Origin of the sequence: Exiguobacterium sp. SRB7LM (genome assembly GCF_015712685.1) — a bacterium.
Lineage (GTDB): Bacteria > Bacillota > Bacilli > Exiguobacteriales > Exiguobacteriaceae > Exiguobacterium > Exiguobacterium profundum.
In genome coordinates, this window is the sequence record NZ_VWVR01000006.1 from 697923 (window position 1) to 714433 (window position 16511).

17 protein-coding genes and 1 tRNA gene are annotated in these 16511 nt (G+C 45.3%); 8 read left to right on the forward strand and 10 right to left on the reverse strand.

Annotation, left to right across the window (positions count from 1 at the left end; genetic code table 11):
* Positions 1–29: 29 nt before the first annotated feature.
* The 3 genes from F3H97_RS04360 (at position 30) to F3H97_RS04370 (ending at position 2079) form a co-directional block, all read left to right on the forward strand.
* Positions 30–464 carry an OsmC family protein gene (locus F3H97_RS04360; protein WP_074037078.1) on the forward strand — a complete coding sequence of 145 codons (435 nt, stop codon included), beginning with the start codon at positions 30–32 and terminating at the stop codon, positions 462–464.
* A gap of 74 nt (positions 465–538) precedes the next feature.
* Positions 539–1027: a GNAT family N-acetyltransferase gene (locus tag F3H97_RS04365; protein WP_196430668.1), complete on the forward strand. Its 489-nt coding sequence runs from the start codon at positions 539–541 to the stop codon at positions 1025–1027.
* Positions 1028–1083: 56 nt separating this feature from the next.
* On the forward strand, positions 1084–2079 hold the full coding sequence (locus F3H97_RS04370) for a Gfo/Idh/MocA family protein (protein ID WP_196430669.1): 996 nt from the start codon (positions 1084–1086) through the stop codon (positions 2077–2079).
* 174 nt (positions 2080–2253) lie between these two features.
* Here the strand turns inward: F3H97_RS04370 and F3H97_RS04375 are convergent, their stop codons facing one another.
* Positions 2254–3288 (reverse strand): PTS sugar transporter subunit IIC, encoded by a 1035-nt coding sequence (locus F3H97_RS04375; protein WP_159562249.1) that lies wholly within the window; start codon positions 3286–3288, stop codon positions 2254–2256.
* Between the two features lie 259 nt (positions 3289–3547).
* Here F3H97_RS04375 and F3H97_RS04380 point away from each other — a divergent pair, with 259 nt between their 5' ends.
* Together F3H97_RS04380 and F3H97_RS15090 are read left to right on the forward strand one after the other, a co-directional pair.
* On the forward strand, positions 3548–6211 hold the full coding sequence (locus F3H97_RS04380) for a cation-transporting P-type ATPase (protein ID WP_196430670.1): 2664 nt from the start codon (positions 3548–3550) through the stop codon (positions 6209–6211).
* A gap of 60 nt (positions 6212–6271) precedes the next feature.
* Positions 6272–6400 (forward strand): hypothetical protein, encoded by a 129-nt coding sequence (locus F3H97_RS15090; RefSeq protein ID WP_255541905.1) that lies wholly within the window; start codon positions 6272–6274, stop codon positions 6398–6400.
* Between the two features lie 62 nt (positions 6401–6462).
* On the opposite strand, the gene F3H97_RS04385 is transcribed toward F3H97_RS15090, so the two are convergent.
* The 3 genes from F3H97_RS04385 to F3H97_RS04395 form a co-directional block, all read right to left on the reverse strand.
* A complete protein-coding gene (locus F3H97_RS04385; RefSeq protein WP_159562251.1) occupies positions 6463–6735 on the reverse strand; it encodes a hypothetical protein in 273 nt (90 codons plus the stop codon).
* Between the two features lie 63 nt (positions 6736–6798).
* Complete coding sequence (locus tag F3H97_RS04390; protein WP_078146855.1) at positions 6799–7440, reverse strand: hypothetical protein; 642 nt, start codon at positions 7438–7440, stop codon at positions 6799–6801.
* 84 nt (positions 7441–7524) lie between these two features.
* A complete protein-coding gene (locus F3H97_RS04395; RefSeq protein ID WP_159562252.1) occupies positions 7525–7881 on the reverse strand; it encodes a PilZ domain-containing protein in 357 nt (118 codons plus the stop codon).
* A 147-nt stretch (positions 7882–8028) separates the two neighbouring features.
* On the opposite strand from F3H97_RS04395, the gene F3H97_RS04400 reads away from it, so the two are divergent.
* A complete protein-coding gene (locus F3H97_RS04400; protein ID WP_159562253.1) occupies positions 8029–8277 on the forward strand; it encodes a hypothetical protein in 249 nt (82 codons plus the stop codon).
* 38 nt (positions 8278–8315) lie between these two features.
* On the opposite strand, the gene F3H97_RS04405 is transcribed toward F3H97_RS04400, so the two are convergent.
* The 6 genes from F3H97_RS04405 to F3H97_RS04430 form a co-directional block, all read right to left on the reverse strand.
* Positions 8316–9011, reverse strand: coding sequence for a queuosine precursor transporter (locus F3H97_RS04405; RefSeq protein WP_074037071.1), 696 nt, complete (start codon positions 9009–9011; stop codon positions 8316–8318).
* Positions 9012–9597: 586 nt separating this feature from the next.
* The gene (locus tag F3H97_RS04410; RefSeq protein ID WP_196430671.1) at positions 9598–10668 is read right to left on the reverse strand and encodes a hypothetical protein; all 1071 of its coding nucleotides are present in this window, start codon (positions 10666–10668) and stop codon (positions 9598–9600) included.
* 360 nt (positions 10669–11028) lie between these two features.
* A tRNA-Thr gene (locus F3H97_RS04415) sits at positions 11029–11099 on the reverse strand.
* A 107-nt stretch (positions 11100–11206) separates the two neighbouring features.
* On the reverse strand, positions 11207–13600 hold the full coding sequence (locus F3H97_RS04420; protein ID WP_196430672.1) for an immune inhibitor A domain-containing protein: 2394 nt from the start codon (positions 13598–13600) through the stop codon (positions 11207–11209).
* A 138-nt stretch (positions 13601–13738) separates the two neighbouring features.
* Positions 13739–14530: a class I SAM-dependent methyltransferase gene (locus F3H97_RS04425; protein WP_196430673.1), complete on the reverse strand. Its 792-nt coding sequence runs from the start codon at positions 14528–14530 to the stop codon at positions 13739–13741.
* A 40-nt stretch (positions 14531–14570) separates the two neighbouring features.
* Positions 14571–14882, reverse strand: a complete 312-nt coding sequence (locus F3H97_RS04430; RefSeq protein ID WP_012726238.1) for a hypothetical protein — start codon at positions 14880–14882, stop codon at positions 14571–14573.
* Positions 14883–15063: 181 nt separating this feature from the next.
* Between F3H97_RS04430 and F3H97_RS04435 the strand changes: the two genes are divergently transcribed.
* Together F3H97_RS04435 and F3H97_RS04440 are read left to right on the forward strand one after the other, a co-directional pair.
* Positions 15064–15927 (forward strand): cation diffusion facilitator family transporter, encoded by an 864-nt coding sequence (locus tag F3H97_RS04435; RefSeq protein WP_196430674.1) that lies wholly within the window; start codon positions 15064–15066, stop codon positions 15925–15927.
* An 87-nt stretch (positions 15928–16014) separates the two neighbouring features.
* Positions 16015–16491 (forward strand): N-acetyltransferase, encoded by a 477-nt coding sequence (locus F3H97_RS04440; RefSeq protein ID WP_159562258.1) that lies wholly within the window; start codon positions 16015–16017, stop codon positions 16489–16491.
* Positions 16492–16511 lie beyond the last annotated feature (20 nt).

Consider the following 16511-nt stretch of genomic DNA (forward strand, 5'->3'; position numbering starts at 1 on the left):
GCTATCAAATGAAATAGGGGGAGAAGATGATGAACATGGAAGTCGTATGGAAGAAAGGGATGGCGTTTGAAACACATACGCCATCAGGGCACACGGTGATCCTTGATGCGGCGGATGATGTCGGTGGGCTCGATACAGGACCTCGTCCGACAGAAATGTTGCTTCACGCGACCGCATCTTGCACAGGAATCGATATCGTATCGATTCTGCATAAGATGCGACAGCCAATCGAAGCATTCGAAATGAAAATCGATGGGGTGCGGGCGACCGATCACCCGAAACGCTTTACAGCCATTCACATCTTGTATATCCTGAAAGGCGAGTTATCGGAAGAACGAGTTCGGCGGGCCATCGAATTGTCAGTTGAACGTTATTGCTCTGTATCGCATAGCTTGAATGCGACGTTGACGTATAGCTATCAATTGAACGATGGAGACGTCACTCCGTTTGATTTTCATGAGTGAGCAGGATGGTTGAAAGGCATGCGGTTCTCCGTTATATTTGTATTTCAAATACTGTATAACTAAAGGAGGACGTTATGATTCGACTCGCGACGAAGCGCGATGCCCAACACATCGCGAACCTAATCGAACAACGAGCCGTAGCGCTAAATGAACAAGGAAGCGACCAATGGACCGAATATTTGGAACAGGACCTCGTAAAGCGTGTGCGCACTGACATTGTAGAAGGCAGTGTATATGTCTTTGAAGATGACCAACAAATTTTAGCTTCAATCGCATTGTTACCTCCAGATGAGTGGGATGATAACTTATGGGACGACAGTGAGCAAGGGCAATATATCCATCGAATCGTCGTCAGCGAAAAGCTAAAAGGGCAAGGCGTCGGACAGCAGCTCATGGAGCATGTCTTAGAGGAAGCCGATGAAGATGAACCAATTCGTCTTGATTGTGTCGCTGACAATGAATTTCTAAATGATTACTATCCACGTTTCGGTTTCGTCTTTGTCGATTCACGAAACGGGTACAATACGTTCGAATACAGATTGGATGAGAGCATGAGTGCATAAGGGTCATTTGACCCTTTTTTTGTTATACTATCAACAGCGAAAAGGAGGGGTTTTATATGACTAAAACCATTTTGGTGGGATTCGGATTCTCGGCGAACACATTCCATCTACCGTTTTTAAAGGTCATTGACTCATTTGAAGTGAGTGGCGTCGTGTCATCACGTCCGGAAGAAGTGCATGCTGAATTACCTGGTGTCACGGTATATGCGACATTAGACGAGGCGCTTCAATCGGATGCTTCTCTATATGTCATTACGACACCATCGCATTTACATAAAGAGATGATCGTCGCATGTCTTGAGGCAGGAAAAGATGTGCTCGTTGAAAAACCAGCATTCCTGACAACGAAAGAAGGATATGAGTTGATTGAACTTGAAGCGAAATCGAAAGGCGTCGTCAACGTTTATCAAAACCGTCGTTATGACGGAGACTTCTTGACGGTTAAGTCGTTACTTGACTCGAACGAGTTAGGGGACTGGAAGGTGGTTGAATCTCGATTTGATCGTTTCCGTCCGAATGTACGTGATCGGTGGCGTGAAAATGCAGGACCAGGTTCAGGTATTTTATTCGACTTAGGAAGTCATCTGATTGATCAGACTCTCGCCTTGTTTGGAAAGCCAGATCGTATTCAAGCAGATGTGATGATTCAACGAGATGGCGGACAATCCGATGATGGGTTCCATCTGACATTCTATTATGGTGAAAAGCGAATATACCTTCGTTCGAACCCGTTCATCGCTGGAGAAACACCTCGGTTTGAAGTGCACGGCACGCAAGGAAGTTTCTTGAAATATGGACTTGATCCTCAAGAAGAGGCTCTGAAGCAAGGGAAGTTAGAAAGTGATCTTATAGAGACTGGTGTATTATCGAAAGAGGAGGTTGCATCGATTCAAATCGAGAAAGGTAGCTATTTGGCGTATTATCAACAGTTAGCTTATAGTTATGAGGTACGGAAACCCGTCGTTTCATTAAAAGATGCAACATTGACAACCTACTTGATTGAACTTGCTCGTCAATCTAGTGATGCGGGTAGAGTCATTTCAGTAAATTGACATGGATTTGTATGGAATCGCTAATTTCGACAATCAAATTCACAATTGAAAAGAACGTGCGATGATTTCTTTGTGAACCGATTGATGCTTTTGAATTGTAAGGATAATCCCACGTGTGAAAATGAAAAATCGATGCCGCCGAACATTTTGTTCGAACGTGCATCGATTTTTTGATTAGGCTGCATCTTCTTCTGTCGATTCGACTTTTTCCGTATGACGGACAATCGGGAAATTTTTGAACAAACGACTTCCGATCAAGCCAAAACCGATTCCGAGGATGAACAGTACAACGGCTGTGAAGGTGACTGTTTGCCAATCGTTGAAACCATACATGACAAGAAGTCCCGGAATCCCGGCTGCCGAACCCGGTGCATCGTTGATCATACCGGTCATGGCGACAATCAACCCGGCGATGGCTCCACCGACAAAGTTGACACTGTAAATTGGAATTGGGTTAGCGGAAATGAGGTCAGCTTGCGTCAACGGTTCGATGGCGACAGAAAGCTGATCTTTCTTTGTTCCGATTTTCAATTGACGGAATAACAAGTAATTCATTGAGATGGACGCAGTCAACGCAAGCGCGGCAATTGCCATCGGTACACCTGTCAAACCAAGCATCGCCGTCAAGGCCATCGAACTGAGAGGCGACGTTGATACGACCGTGACAATCCCTCCTAAGACGAGACCCATGACGACCGGATTTTGTGTTGCTGCCAGTTCGATGACAGCTCCAATCTGTTCAAGTGTGTTTGTCACGAGTGGGTCTACCCCTGTCGCGACGAGACGGGCGAGCGGTGCCATCACGATGACGTAAAAAATCATATCGACGCCGGTCGGCAGATAGCGATTGATTCGAGTGCCAGCCAAAGCCAAAAGATATCCTGCAAAAAAGCCAGGAAGGATTCCGAATCCCGATACAGACAACCCGATCATCAAACTATAGACGGGGTTGATTCCAAGTGCGATGGCGACAAGAGCCGCAGCGGCAGGACCTGACAAAGCGCCAGCCGCTTGACCTACTTCTTCATAAAGAGGAAGTGGCAGCAATCCGCCGATTGCATACGCGTTGAACGCTTCGACGAGGAAACTCGCGATTGCAGCACCGGCCAATGCTCCCATCGCCTTCATTCCAAAAGGCGCCTTATAACTAAATAATGTGAACAAGGCGAGGATGAGCAGTAAAAGTGCGATTCCTTGAATAATGACCATAAACTCTTCCTTCTTTCTATCTCTATTTATTCATAATTTATTCTATATTCATGCATAGAAAGACTTCTGTAAAGCCATATTCAAAAGAAAAATTAAAATTGAACAATGATACCGGTTACAATTAGAAATTCCAAATCAAGAAAGCGTTTTCTTTGAAAAATGACATCAATTCTACAAGTTTGCACGTGTCGAGCCGCATGAGATTGGGAACAGATAGGGGAAAGACTTTTCAAAAAGTATTGGTCGAGGAGGATGAATCATGCAGAACGAAGACAGACCGTGGCATGCGCTCGAAGTAGATGAGGTGCGAACCCATGTGGAGACTGATCTTGAATCAGGTCTTACAACAGAAAGTGTCACAAGTCGTCAAGACGAATTCGGCAAAAACGTATTGCCGGAGAAAGAGAAAACCCCTGAAATTATAAAATTTCTAAGACAATTCAATGATGTTCTCGTGTACGTCTTATTAGCGGCTGCCGTCGTCACAGGATTCTTAGGGGAGTACATCGATACGATCGTCATCGTTTTAGTCGTCACGATTATCGGCGTCGTCGGATACCTTCAAGAAAATAAGGCAGAAGAAGCGCTCGAAGGAATCAAAAAATTATTAGAAACAAAGGCGACCATCGTTCGAAACGGCAAGCAATCTGAGATTGATTCAAGTGACCTGGTCGTGGGGGATGTCCTTGTACTTGCTGCCGGAGATAAAGTGCCGGCCGATGCCCGTGTCGTTCAAGCTGAAAAATTTAAGGTTGAGGAATCGGCGTTAACCGGAGAAGCGACGACTGTCGAGAAAAAATCGGACGTCGTGAAAGAAGACGCGGTGTTGGCTGACCGAAAAAACATGGTGTACTCGGGCACGAGTGTCGCGACGGGAAGTGCCAAAGCCATCGTGACGGCCATCGGTGAAGGTACGGAACTCGGTCAAATCAACGCTTCAATCTCAGAAGTCCAGACCGTCAAAACCCCTCTGATTCGTCAAACAACAAAGTTTGGTCAAACGGTGTCCATCGCCATCTTAATCATCTCCGTCGTGATTTATGCGTTCGGTTACTTTTTACGAGATTATGAGCCGGTCGAATTGATGCTGACGACAATCGGTCTTGCCGTTGCGGCGATTCCTGAAGGGTTGCCTGCCGTCATCTCTATCATTTTGGCACTCGGTGTCCGGAATATGGCTGAACAAAAAGCGATTGTTCGAAGTTTACCATCTGTCGAAACGCTTGGTGCTGTATCTGTCATTTGTACGGATAAGACGGGTACGTTGACGAAGAATGAGATGACGGTCAAACAAATCGTGACAGCGAACCATGATATCGAAGTCTCGGGTAGCGGATATGCTCCGAATGGAGATCTCGAATTGAATGGTCAACCGTTTGACTTGGATGATGATGAATCCATGATTGACCTGTTAACCGTCGGGAAGACGTGTAACGATTCTCAGTTGAATGAAGAAGACGGCGACTGGGTCATCAACGGCGATCCGACAGAGGCTTGTCTGTTGACGGTCGCTGAGAAAGCTGAACGCCCAATTGAACGTTTAAAAGTTATCTCGAAGATTCCGTTCGATTCTGAATATAAATACATGGCGACGCTCGTCGATTACAAAGGGGAGCGAATGATTTTTGTCAAAGGGGCGCCGGACCGACTCTTTGATATGGCGTCGTCTGAAGACTTTAAACAAGACTATTGGGATGAAAAACGAAAAGAGATTGCCGACCGCGGTCAACGCGTTCTCGGTGCTGGTCTAAAACGTGTCGACAGTTCAAAAGCGTCAATCGACCATGAGGATGTTGAAGATGGTCTGACTTTCCTCGGCTTATTTGGAATCGTCGACCCACCTCGACAAGAGGCCATCGATGCGGTTGCCGCGTGTCGTGATGCTGGAATCCGAATTAAAATGATCACGGGTGATCATAAAGATACCGCTGTCGCGATTGCAAAAGAACTGGGCATGGAAGTGGAAGGCGCCCTCGAAGGTCGTGAATTGACAGATATGACAGATGAAGAAATCAAAGAGGCTTCCGTTCATAACGATGTATTCGCACGGACCAGCCCTAACGACAAGCTTCGTCTCGTCAAAGGATTGCAAGAGAACGGTCTGATTACATCGATGACAGGAGATGGTGTGAACGACGCACCTGCCTTAAAACGTGCTGACATTGGTGTGGCAATGGGGATTAAAGGGACGGAAGTAGCGAAAGAAGCATCTCAGATGGTTCTTGTCGATGACAACTTCAAAACGATCTATAACGCCGTACGAGAAGGACGACGGGTGTACGATAACCTGAAGAAAACCATTCTCTTCTTGCTTCCGACAAACGGAGGTCAAGCGTTGCTTGTGGCAATGAGTATCTTGCTCGGAGCGGCTGCACCGCTCAGTCCTGTGCAGATTTTATGGGTCAACATGGTTGTCGCGATTACTCTCTCTTTAGCAATCGCTTTCGAACCACTCGAAGAGAGTACGATGAAACGACCGCCACGTCCGGCCAATGTGCCGCTACTCAGCCGATACTATATTTTCCGCGTCACCTTCGTTTCAATTATTATCGGGGGCGGTAGTTTATGGATCAACTATATGCTGGGGGATTTCGACTACTCGACCGAGAAATTACAAACCATCACCTTGAATGCCATCGTCATGGCCCAGCTCTTCCACTTGTATAACTGTCGTACGGAGTTGGCACCAGCATTCAACCGTCATTTCTTTGACAATAAGATTGCGTTTCTCGTATCAGCTTTACTCATTGCCCTACAATTGTTCATCACGTACGTACCGTTTATGCATACGTTATTCGGTACCGCTCCATTAACGTGGGAAGATTGGATTTATCCTGTGGCATTTGGTGCCGTCGTCTTTATCATCGTTGAAATTGAAAAGGCGATCTCCAGACGTGTCATCGGCAACCGGAATATACACTGATACGTTTCATTCATGTGAAAAAAGGATAAACAAGTGGAGTAAACATGAAGGAGGGATACGATGAAGCGTGACGAATCACAACCAGGGGTTCACCCGGATCCGCTACCGGATGACGAGTCGGATCCGGCGAAAAAACCGGCTCCGACACAGCATCCTGACCCTGATCCAGAGGAAGAATCTAACGAATAAATCGTGTAACAGTCAAAAGATCCTGCTAGCACAATGAGCTAGCAGGATCTTTTTGAGTTGGTTTATGATGTTGACTTTACAGAGCGGCTGTTTTGTAGCCGATTGAATGTCTTCTCGTTCATATGCTCCGTGATGACAAAATCACCGACTGGGCATTCCCATTTCCCTTTTTCGACAACACATTCACGCAATGTCACTTGGTCATCGTATAAATCTAGTTCCAATGTGTCTTTCAAAAACTGATCGACTTTTTGGTTTGGAATTTTTACATATTCATTGAATTCGAGTTCTTCATTCTTGACAGTCACGTAAGAAGTGACTTGGAAATAACGCATATGATGGTCTCCTTCATTAAAAACTAATTTCTAGTATAGCCGTTTTTGATGAAAAATGGGTGCTCAATGTTTCATTTCAGCCCGTTCACGCTTTGGAGGTGCTTCGTTGAACGGTTTTTGATGACGAATCATGAGCCAAAAAATGAGACCGAACAACGGGATGTAAGGGAGCGGCCATAAACTCATTTTATAGCGTTTCGCGTCCCGATTCATTAACGTGATTTGAATGAATGCCAACAAGAAGAAATCAACGGTCATCGTTCGAACAAATTGATTGTTCTCCACATATGACCAGTATTCAGCAACATTTCCGGTATTGGCTGCAGCGATGAACAACCCGATTGTCACCAGTAAAAGCACAACGCCGAGGATACGGGTCGGCAGTGGTTTGACCGGGGTCGGATAAGGTGACTGTCTCGCAAAAGCCAAATAAGGAGCGAGTAGAAATCCCCCAACGAAAAAACTGGTGACAGCGGCGATGAGTGGATTCGGTTTGAGCTGATTCACTTCTGACCAAAGAAGTGGAAACATCGCCAGGGGAAACACCCCTAAGATACTAAAGAGCGATAGAGAATAGCCTTCGTACGCCTCGGTATTATAAGTCACAAAATCGAGAAGAAAGCGTCCGTCGAACGGGACATTTGGACCGATGACGGCGAATGCAATTGCCAGTCCCCAAGGAATCAATAAGAATTTTCTTGTCATACGAACACCTCGTCAATGGTTGATAGTTGTAGTATACCCTCTTTTGGAGACACGAAAAAATGAGAAGATGCCTGACGCATGTTCTCATTTATTTTCACGTGCATACGTTTTAATCATCGTGACGAGTTGCTGAGTTTCGTCAGCCTTCACATCAAGCATGATCCCATAATCATACAGCGAGCCCGTTTGGCCACGGTGTCTGACATGTCCAATGAGTTCGATCGGTTGAAGCGTCGGAACGAGGTCGAAAAGAAAATGGACCTGTAAATCATCAGAGAGCGGGAAGAGGTAGTCCGATCGCAATTTTAATCCATGAGAACTTACATTGAGAAGCAATCCTTCCCCATCATAGAGTTCTTTTTCTTCCCATACAAGTCGATAAGGGATGGTACGGGGATTCGGTAGGATATAGCGGAACGTCTCCTGTCGGCGATAACGCATCAATTCACCCCATTTCTTTACTTCTTTTATCGGCAAAATTGAATTTAAAATGAAGTGGAAGATTGTATAAAATTATAGTGTACTCGCTTTACAAAAGTGAAAGCGCTTTCTATAATAGGTGTACGATTTGAATAGGGAGGAGATCAGATGAATGTACATGATTTACTCCGACGTTACTCGATTCAAACACCAGTCATCTATGAAAAAAAACGTAACGGGGAGTGGGTTAAACTCGAGCGCTTACCTGCTTATACCATTCTTGAAGTCGAAACGAACGATCATACCATCGAGGCGGTCGCGATTGATGCATTCAAAGCGATTACCGTCTGTCGAGAGTCGGCGTCGATTGAAGAAGCCCGTCCGTATGCTGTGCGTATCCAGATCGAACGACCATGAGAAAAGCCGTAACTTCAACATGAAGTTACGGCTTTTCCTTATGCGGCGTCCTGTTCGGTTTCGTCTTGTGGATTTGTCCGTTTTGCGTAATACATAAACGGTGTCGCCATCCACGCGATTACAAACTTGGCCACGTATGTCGTGATAAAGATATTCCACCAAATGTCCCATTCCATTCCCCAGAATGCGATGATACAGAACGTGAACGTATCAATCAGTTGAGATAAGACGGTCGAACCTGTCGTACGAAGCCAAAGCTTCTTCTCGCCAGTTTTTGCGCGAATCTTCGAATAGACGAAGACATCGAACAATTGAGAGACCAAATAGGCAGCAAGGCTACCGAGTGTGATCAATGGCAGCATCGAGAAGAGTGCCTCGAAGCTTTCGTGCATGAACAGTGCCTCTTCAAACGGCTCATATAACAGTGCGTATTGCATGAGTACCGTTGAGACGATCAAGATGAAAAATCCGAGCCATACGCCTTTACGGGCAGCCGTTCGCCCATGTTTTTCGTTCAAAATATCGGTTGCCAAGTAGAGCGAACCGTAAACGATGTTACCGAGCGTGAAAATGTATCCGCCAATTACAATCTGTTGCGTGACTTGGATGTTTGCAACGACCGAAGCCATCGCAATCCAAGCATATAAGCCGACTCGTCCGAATAACTTGTAACTGAGGACGAGTAGTCCGAGTGTAAGGATGGCAGAAGGAATCCATAACCATTCGTTTAGCATGAATCATGCTCCTTCCTCTAACTATTCAATGATTTCAACTTTTCAAGTTTATAGAGGAACGGAAATGATGTCAAGGAGAGGGGGGATGAAGAAATTCATATGATAGTGGACGAGCAAATAAAAAGCACCTTCTGAAGCATTCAGGAAGTGCAGTTTGTTGACTAACATGAATATTATCGCTCGCCTTTCCGACGCCCGCGCTTTCCGCAGGCAATCCCGGAGCCGCATCGCGACTTGGGTCGCTGCTGGGTCTCCGTTGGATTGCTCTCCTGCAGGAGTCGGGGCGTCGACGGGCGAGCAACGCAACGATCGTCAGCTGGCGGCCGTTTGTCTTTAACTTAGGTACCGAAGGTCAAATGAAAAGTTCGGTAGGTGCTTTTAACCGCTTGATTGAAGGATATAGTTGATGCATTCGAAGAGAATCGAACTCGCCCTGCAGCATTATCATTTCTTATTTAGGATTTCGTGGGAGTAGATTCATGAAAGGTATGGTGTGATTCAAAATAGTCGTTGTAAGTTATCGGTGTATAAAACTTTGCATTCGACTGTGCATGGGTGGTAAGTGCTCACAATGCTGTGCACAGAATCAGTTGTAGGTAAGTGGAGTATCTGATAAGACTGACTTAATGTAAACTTTCTCAAAGGCTAAAGAGGATTCCATATCCGTTAGTAACGTAATAAGTTTATCTTGTTCAGATTGAGTAGCTGAGTACTGTGAAGTTAATTCTTCATAACCCTGCAATGAACCCAATAGGATTTCTACTTTTTCGAGTGCGATGCTGTATTCTTTCGTAACTCGTTCATCCCCTGTGTTTTCAATCGCATATTTTAAGTCGTCCTCATATTTCATTGCGATTTGAAATACATTTTCGATAGATTGAGGAACATAACTAGGTTCGTGTGTTCTTAAGAAGTCTTTCGCAGAGGAAATATCAAATAACATACGATCAATAGAACTAGTGATGTGGAATGCGCTGTTCATTTCATCTTGCGAGTATGCAACCCCGTCATCAAACTCGCTTCTGCTTTCGACTTGAAGAATTGTATCTTCTAATGGGATTTTATATAAGCGTTCCTTGCGTGTATTCTCTATATATTTAATTGGCTCATCCCAACTTTCCCACGACTCCGCAATCTGCATTGTTTCGAGTGAATAAGAGGTTGCTTGCAAGTTCTCTTCAAGTTCGAATAATTTTCGCGTGTGCAATTCGGTGGGTTCTTCCAGCGCCATCTCATTCACAATCTCAGACGCCTTCTGTAATTGGTTGCGAGAAGTGGTGATTAATTCTTCCATCACATCGAAACGAGTTTGGATTTCTTCCAGAGGGAGGTCGCTACAAGGGCCATCGCATTCGCTCATATTTTTCTTGATGAGGGTGAGGAGGGAGTCGGTCCGCGCAATAACTTCATTTACTTCGTTGTATCGGTCTGTGTATCTGGCAGGCACTTCTGGCAAAGACGCAAGGTCGTCCAATACTAAATTAGTATCAACCGTAAGCGTGTCTTTATTTGAAGTTTCCCTATTTTCCTCTCCGACTATTTTAATAGCACTAGCTACAGGTTCTTCTTCTCTCGGCGGAAAAGCCGAAACAATCGCGAACAGAATCAGTAGACCGGCCCCAGATACGCCAATCAATTGCCGAGTCGTTCGTTGCATTCTTAACATCTTCACAGTAGGTTGTATGTGCATACAAGAATCTTTCTTCATTTCACCTTTAGCAGCTGAGTTTAATAAGAACGAGATTGCGAGAACAAGAAAACTTATAAGAAACAAAAAGTCTAACACTTTCTCCACTCCCTTCAAAATGTCCCATCTATTATATCACCAATTCTATTTATACCGATATTTGTTAAATAAAGTTTAAAATGAACAAAAATAGAATCGACGCCACTAAAAAATATTTTACATAATAAAAACATAATTTTGATTGAGATATGAAAGTGGAAATAAACGAAAAAAGCACCCCTGTCATAAACAGGAAGTGCTCTAAACCGCTTCGTTAAGCGATATTTATGATGCCTCCGACGAGAATCGAACTCGTGCTGCAGCATTACCATTGCTGAGGTCTGCCACTAACCTACAGAGGCGTTACACCAACTATGTTACACAGATTATTCGTCGTTTTCAAGCTTTTTTAGAATAATAAGACCTCCAATCTTCGATAAAGGAAGACTGGAGGTCGAATGCTACATCATTATTTTGTACGGATCCAAACGGCACCTGCAGAGTTGTCTTTCGCTTCACCGACTACGTCAATGACGAGACCGTATTGCGGAAGTTTGCGTCCTGCATCTGGAATGAGCGAGTTGATGTAAGAGTTTGCATCATTGAACTGCTTCACGCCAGGCTGTGCTTTGTAATCATACACGCCACGACTCGGTGAATCGATATACCAAGCGAGCGTCTTATCGAGACTGAACGCCGCATCAGCAATTTGGTAACGTGTACTACCTGCGACTGTCTGTTGACCGTTCAAGTTACCGATGAGCGCTTCAGGATGTGAATCGACGACACCGAGGAACCCTTCACCAGGGTGGACACCGACCCAGTTGTCTGTGTACGAGTCATCACCGTACCACACGACGAGACCTGTGTTGTATTTCACGCCGCGGCCGTTGAGAAGTCCCATATCCGACCCGGCGTGGTTACGCCATTCAAGGTAGTAATAGTGTGGTTTTGAATCGTATCCGTCTGAAGAGACGAATCCATCGAGCGTCACGGCTTCAGCGCCTTCCGCATCATCTGCGAAGAGTGTTGCGGATTCTGATTTGATTGACAAGTTGTCGACTGCGAAGCCTTTCATGGCGACGCCGCCGTCTGTCACGTATTCAAAGACGATTTGAACATCTTGACCAGCGAATTGTGAGAGGTCGTATGATTTGTTGACCCATGCACCGTTTGTCGTCTCAGCAGGGTAGCCTGCTTCGTTCGCGCCGTTGACCTCGTCACCGAATACATCGAGAACGACTTCTTGACCACCGCTAAGGGCTTTGATGTACAAGTAATCATAGTCAGATTCGACTTCATAGAATGAATCGAATGCGAGGACTCCGTCCGCACCGAGTTTCACAGCTGGTGTTGCCATCTCAGTATGGATGTCGTCACCTTTTGTCGAGTAATAGTAGCGATCGCCATAAGCTGGTTCGATTCCTTTAATCTTCTTATCAGGAAGGTTGACTTTGACGATGCCTGGGTTGTTTGATTTCGTCACAGATTGGTCGAGTTGTGCGACGAATCCTTGAGAGTTGATGTCTTCAAGGTCGACTTCAGTGATGTTTGCCCAGTTTCCACCCATGATTTTTTGGAAGTATTCTTTGTTTTGTGGTGAGAAGCTTGTTGGCTCCGTACCTGCGACTTTACCGGCCCAGCTACCGCCACTCATGATTGACCATGATTGAACCGGTTCGCCTTGACCTGTGTACTGCGTATCGTACTCATCGGGAAGACCGAGGTCATGTCCGAATTCGTGTGCGAAAACGCCGACCGCACCATCTTCTGGTTGAATCGTGTAATCGTACGCAGCCATTTTTCCGCCCCAGTAAGGAACTGCAGCCTCTGTATTGGCTACTGGGTAAACACCATCAAGAACCCAGCGATGTGACCATACCGCATCGTCACCGAGCGCACCGCCACCCGCTTCTTGGCCAGTCCCAGCGTGGATGATCATCAAGTGGTCAACGAGACCGTCCGGCTCATTGAAGTCACCGTCTCCATCCAAATCGTATAGATCGTATTGGTCATGTTCTTTCAAATCGATTCCAGATGCGACCGCAGCATTCAACGCATCTTTGACGAGTTGACGTGGTCCCGGTCCGACGTTATCATGTCCGCCATCGCCTTTATCAGCTCCGTAGTCTTTTGCGGTTCCCGGAACGGTCAACCACTCCGAAACCTCACCATCAACCGTATAGCTTCCGCCTGATTGTTCTTCATAGTATTGTTTGAACGTTTGCACCTTTTCGCCGTTAAAGAGTTCAAATTGTTGATCACCGAACATATAGTTTTCGTAATGTTCTTTGCTGAAATTATCGCTGTACATATAGCCCGGCTCTCGGATGATGTTGTTGTGTTTGAAGTCACTGTACTCGACGAGAAGGACGAGGACTTTATCTTCACGTACCGAACCATTGTATGCAGATTGCTGGGCAGGAGATACTTTTACTTGACCGTTTGGTTTCCCTTTACGGTAATTTCCTTGCCCTTTTTTCGCTTTATCAAGAATTCGTTTTGATTCCTTTTCGAATTGAGTATGTATCTTCTCTTTTGCTTTTGAAGCCTTCTCGTTCACTTTGTCGTCGTGCTTATGTGGATCTTTCGCTTCACCTTGCTTTTTCGCGATATACGCATCGACTGCTTTCATGCGTTCGGATGCAGATATTCCTTTTTTGATGACGCCACGTTTCTCGAGAGCTTTCGCGAGGCGCTCTTCATCGATGATGTTGTGGTCGAACGGAGCGAGCTCGCTCGTTGTCGGAACCGATGGCGCAACCGAGAGGGGTGCAGCACCAGCTGCCGGAACGATACTGACCGTCATGGCAGATGTCATGAGAGCCGCGAGTGTCGTTCGACGGATGGAACGTTTTTTCATTTGTGTGAACCTCCTGTTAAAAAATAATGGGAAAATGTGTGAGCTTGTTGTAAATGTACTCTTTGTGTCTGATTAATGTCAATATTCAGAAAATAACAAACAAAAAAAGAGTCTAAAGACCTATTTAGTTCAATTTAACTAAATAGGCTTAGACTCTAGGTCGATATATCCGTAATGGAACTTCGACGTTTTACGTATTATGTGAGTGAAACCGTACCGTTCAAAGGTATCGCTCTCAAAATGCGCCTTCAAGACAATTCGTTTCTTGGCTACTCGTTTTGCTTCGGTAATCAACTCTTGCGTGAGAGGGGAAGTGTCGGCGATTGTGCGAAGTGGGTTCAGATGAACCGATTCTGAAATCGTCTTTTCAAACATCGGATCAAAGTAGATACAATCAAACGAATTTTCCGCACACGTTTTCAAATAGTCGAGAGAGTTGGAGTGAACGACCTCAATGCGTCGCATTGCCTCATTGATCTGCTCATCTTTTTCGACCCATACGGACATGCCTTCTCGGACGAGCTGTGCCGTAATGAACTGACTTTCAAGGCCGATTACTTTACCGTTTGAACCGGCGACATGGCTCATGACGATACTGTCCGAGCCGAGTCCGAGTGTACAATCTAGAATATGATCACCCGGAGTTGCTTGCATGGCGTCAATGAGTGGGTCTCTTCCGCCTCGGTTCAGTTGCTTCACCCGAAAGACGGAGCTCGATGGGTGGAAAAAGAACGGCTCTTTACTATGCAAAGGTGTGAACTCGACACGTCGTTTATCAAATACAAGTACATCTCGTTGATGACGTTTCTTCAACTCATCAATGGAAAGTTTGCGTCGGTCGACAAATTTCATCTTGTATTCTGTGGCATGCGTATGCGCTCGAGACAAGACATCATCTGTCGGGCGCAAACATGTAGTGACAATATACATAATCCGGGCTCCTTCATAAAAAATGAGACGCAGTTGCGTCTCATTTTTTCTTACTGAGTAAGTCTGATAATTCATCGATAAGTGCTTTATGAGAAGCAAGTTCTTTCTTCTTCTCATCGTTCACGTTCATCGGACGTTTTGAACGGCTTTGAAGCGCTTCAAGCGTTTCATCGATTGACGACTTCAACGTATCACGTTCTTCAGGTTTCAGAGATACTTCGTGCGGATTTTCGCCAGAAGCATCTAATTCGCGGAGACGTGCCATCAATTGCTTTGCCTCGCGATTCAAATCGATTAACAATCTGTCAATTTGTTCCAATCGTAATTTAATCCCATCACGTTCTGTAAACATCTGTTTCACCTCTTTTTGCGGTTTAACCCTAAGGTCTCTTCCTGTTTACTTTACCATAAAATTAGTTAAACGAAACTACTGGGAATATATTCCATTTATTTTGGCTGTAAGAAACATTGTTTCTCTATCCCCACACGAAGTTCACCTGCTATACTAACTGAGCTAATAAGGAGGTGGGCGGATGGAAACGACAAATCATCCACCAAAAGCGCTCAAAGGAGCGATTGTGTCGATTACGGCATATTTGATTTTATCTATACTAAAAGTATTCTTCGGGTACTTATATGAATCTGAAGCGGTCCTAGCCGATGGATTCAACAATACGACGGATATCATTGCATCGGTCGCGGTCTATATTGGCATTCGGGTGGCTGCATTGCCACGGGATGCCGAGCATAAATATGGTCATGCGAAAATGGAGACAATCTCTGCTCTCATCGCTTCATTAATCATGATTGCGGTCGGTATTTTCGTCTTCTTTAACAGTCTATCGAACTTAATTGGGGGCGAGTATACCGAACCGAACCCGTTGGCAGCGGTCGTCGCCTTCGTCAGTTCGCTCGTCATGTTCGGGGTGTATCGGTTCAACTTGAACCTCGCGAAAAAAACAAAGTCATTGGCACTTAAAGCGGCGGCGAAAGACAACTTGGCCGATGCGATGATTTCAGTCGGAGCCACACTTGGTGTGCTATTCGCTTATTTTCAACTGCCTTGGATGGACACGGTCTTAGCAATTGTGATTGCCGGCATGATTATCCGGACAGCGATTCAAATCTTTTTAGATGCCACCCATCAGCTTTCTGACGGGTTCCCTCCACATCTCGTCGAGTCCTATGAGGAAACAATTGAACAATTTGAACGTGTGAAAGAAGTTCGGGAAATCAAAGGGCGTCATCTTGGGAATCACGTGATGCTCGATGTAACGATTGCAGTCGATGGCGATTTGACTGTGGACGCGGCCCATGAATTGTGTGACGATATCGAACGGAAACTAGATGAAGAGCATGCGGTCGATTCGGTGCATATTCATATCGAACCGGTTTGATGTTCGGTTATCTTTTGCGCTTCATGAAGGGATTCGTTTATAATAAGCGCAGACAGATATTGAACTACTAGTTAAGGAGGGCACGGGATGAACATCGTGCGTCAACCTATTCGCCAGATTGATGAGATTGAATATGAACACTTTCAAAAATACGGAGAAAGTGCATATGGCGTTTCTGCTGAAGAGTTAAAAGGGATCCTCGAGGAAATGGGGGCGGAGCAACTTTATCACGCAGAAGAGCATAGTTATGGAGAAGACTTCTATTACGACTTGATGGTCGATGACAAACTGGTCGGTAAAGTCTTGTTACTCAAGCTTGCCCGCGTATACCAACTCGACCTGATGGTGTTCGATGCGTACAAAAACAAAGGATATGCGACAGAAGGTTTGCGTCTTGCCTTACTGGACTCAAAATTGATGGATGGACAAACAGTCCGGGCTGGCATCCCACCGACGAGCCCACATCAACAAGAGATGCATCATGTTCTTATTCAGAACGGGTTCGAAAAGCGGAACGGTTTGTATTATTTAAATTTTAAGAAACGATATGTGGTAAACCATTAAGCTGACGGCGTCTCGCACGT